3 protein-coding genes are annotated in these 2,793 nt (G+C 70.0%); 2 read left to right on the forward strand and 1 reads right to left on the reverse strand.

Annotated features, from left to right (window positions below):
- Together waaF and E4L98_RS18360 are read left to right on the forward strand one after the other, a co-directional pair.
- The coding region (gene waaF / locus E4L98_RS18355) for a lipopolysaccharide heptosyltransferase II (protein WP_135202997.1) at window positions 1-553 on the forward strand (553 nt) is incomplete at its 5' end.
- A gap of 52 nt (window positions 554-605) precedes the next feature.
- Window positions 606-2,138, forward strand: coding sequence for a sensor domain-containing diguanylate cyclase (locus E4L98_RS18360; RefSeq protein ID WP_135202998.1), 1,533 nt, complete (start codon window positions 606-608; stop codon window positions 2,136-2,138).
- 70 nt (window positions 2,139-2,208) lie between these two features.
- Here E4L98_RS18360 and E4L98_RS31300 read toward each other — a convergent pair whose 3' ends face one another.
- The gene (locus E4L98_RS31300) at window positions 2,209-2,580 is read right to left on the reverse strand and encodes an alpha/beta hydrolase (protein ID WP_371857253.1); all 372 of its coding nucleotides are present in this window, start codon (window positions 2,578-2,580) and stop codon (window positions 2,209-2,211) included.
- Between the last annotated feature and the right edge of the window lie 213 nt (window positions 2,581-2,793).

A 2,793-nucleotide genomic window follows, 5' to 3' on the forward strand; every position in this document is an offset into this window, starting at 1 on the left:
CAGCGCGGCGCAGATCGCGGCCGTGTGCGAACGGCTGGACATCGATCCGGCGCGGCCGCTGGTGGCCATGGCGCCGGGCGCCGAATTCGGCGGCGCCAAGCGCTGGCCGGCGCGCCATTTCGCCGGCCTGGCGCAAGCGGTGCTGGAACGCGATCCGGCCACCCAGATCGCCTTGCTCGGTTCTCCCAAAGATCAGGAAGCGTGCGCCGAGGTGGCCGCCGGCTTGCCGGCCGGCGCCACCGTGCACAACCTGGCCGGCGCCACCAGCCTGGCGGAAGCCATCGCGCTGATCGCGCGCGCGGCGGCGGTGGTGGCCAACGATTCCGGCCTGCTGCACATCGCCTCGGCGCTCAACCGTCCGGTGCTGGCGCTGTACGGCCCCACCGATCCCGATCACGCGCCGCCGTTTTCCGACCTGGCCGCGTCGCTGTCGCTGCGGCTCGACTGCTCGCCATGCAAGCAGCGCGAATGCCCGCTGGGCCACCAGGATTGCATGGTGAAGCTGACCCCAGACCTGGCCTGGCAAAGCCTGCGACCGATGTTGTCGCGCTAAGCGGGCGGGAATGCTGTATAACTGTGGGAAGAACAGCTTCCCGCGCCGAGACATGTTCAAGCGATATTCCATCACCTTCTGGGCCACCGTGTTCGTCGGCGTGGTGTGCCTGTCGCTGGTCGGCGTCGACGTCTGGCGCAGCCTGAATGCGCGCAGCGAGCAGCTGCAGGAGATGGAGCGGCTGGCCGCCAACGTGGCGCGCGCCATGGCGCAGCAGGCCGACGACACCATCAAGGCCGCCGACACCGCGCTGGCCGACGTGGTGGAGCGCATCGAGACCGACGGCCAGGGCGCCACGCCGCTGGCGCGCCTGCGCAAGCAGATGCAGTGGCATGTGGCGAATCTGCCGCAGCTGGTCGGGCTGTTCGTCTACGACCAGGACGGGCGCTGGATTGTCAATTCGCGCGCGGTGCTGGACCAGACCTACAACAACTCCGACCGCGAGTATTTCATCTATCACCGCACCCACACCGACCGCGGTCCGCACGTGGGCGAGCCGGTGATCAGCCGCTCCAGCGGCAAGTGGATCATTCCGGTGTCGCGCCGCATCGACCGGCCGGACGGCAGCTTCGGCGGCGTGGCGCTGGCCACGCTGGACGTCGAATACTTCCGCCGCTTCTATCAGGGCTTCGACCTGGGCGCGCGCGGCGCGGTGGTGCTGGTGTCGAACGGCGGCGTGCTGATGCTGCGCCAGCCCTACGACAGCGAACGGGTGGGCGGCAGCATGCGCGACACCGAGTTGTTCCTGCACTACGCGCGCCAGGCCGGCGCGGCGCGCACCGGCAGCGCCTTTTTCCGTTCCTCGCACGACGACGAGGTGCGGCTCAACGCCTTCCGTCCGCTCGAGCACTACCCGCTGTTCGTGTCGGCGGCGCTGTCGCGCGAGGAGATGCTGGAACGCTGGCGGCGCGACACCTTCATGCGCTCGATCGGGGTGGTGGTGCTGGCGGCGCTGATCGGCTTTTTCGGCAAGCGGCTGGTGAATCAGATCCGGTTGCGCGAGCAGGCCGAGAAGCAGCTGCGCGAAGCGCGCGACGCGCTGGAAAGCGCCAACCGCACGCTGGAGCGCCAGGCCATGCAGGACGGCCTGACCGGGCTGGCCAACCGGCGCCAGTTCGATGTCACGCTGGGCAATGAGTTCAGCCGCGCCACGCGCGGCGGCGGCACGCTGGCCTTCATCATGATCGACGTCGACTACTTCAAGCAGTACAACGACCTGTATGGCCACAGCGCCGGCGACGAGGTGCTGCGCGCGGTCAGCAAGCTGATACGCGCGCTGACGCCGCGCCGCCCCGGCGACCTGACGGCGCGCTACGGCGGCGAGGAAATCGGCATCCTGCTGCCGAGCACCGACGCCAGCGGCGCGTGGGCGGTGGCGGAGCGCATCCGCGAGGCGGTCGAGCACCTGCAGCTGCCGCACGACGGCAGTCCGTTCGGGCAGGTGACGCTGAGCGCCGGCGTGGCGATGCTGGCGCCCAGGCGCGGCGAGCATCTGGCGGGGATGCTGGTGGAGGCGGCCGACAAGGCGCTGTACCAGGCCAAGTCGCAGGGCCGCAACCGCGTCTGCATCGCCGACAGTCAGTAGCCCGCGCTGTCATGCCCGCGCAGGCGGGACAATTCGTCGCGGTCCACGCCGGGCGGGCGTCCGGCGCGCGCTAGCCGCTGCCGTCGGCGTCATGGCCGGGCGGCAGCCGCGCCAGCGCGGCGTGGGCAATGGCCGGCGGGACCAGGTGGGCGCCGTCGAATTCCTCGTAACGGACCTGATAGCCTTCCGCCGCCAGACGTTCGGCGACGCTGCGCCCGCGCTGCACGCCGAGGATCTTGTCGTGCAGGCCGTGCGAGACGAAGATGCGCGGATGCCCCTCGCGCCGCAGCGGCGCCATGAAGCCGGGTGAAAACGCCAGAATGTCGCTGAACAGCGTGCCATTCATCAGCCCCACCGACAGCGCGTAGGAGGCGCCGTCGGAAAAGCCGGCGATGGCCATCGCCTGTTCATCGACCTCATAGCGCTGCATCACCCACAACATGCCGCGGTCGATGAAGGCAAGATCGGCGCCATAGCCGCCGCGCAGCAGATCCCAGGTGCTCTCGCGCGCAAAGGGAATCAGCAACAGGCCGCCGCTGCGGACCGCGTGTTCCAGCGCGATCTGGTCGCCCCCGCCCTGCAGGCCGGTGGCGCGCAAACGGGCGCGCGCGCCGGCCATGTTGCGGCCGTGGGTGGTGGTGCGGGAACGGTATTG

It is taken from the genome of Duganella callida (genome assembly GCF_004614165.1).
In the GTDB taxonomy this organism is placed as follows: Bacteria; Pseudomonadota; Gammaproteobacteria; order Burkholderiales; family Burkholderiaceae_D; genus Rugamonas; species Rugamonas callida.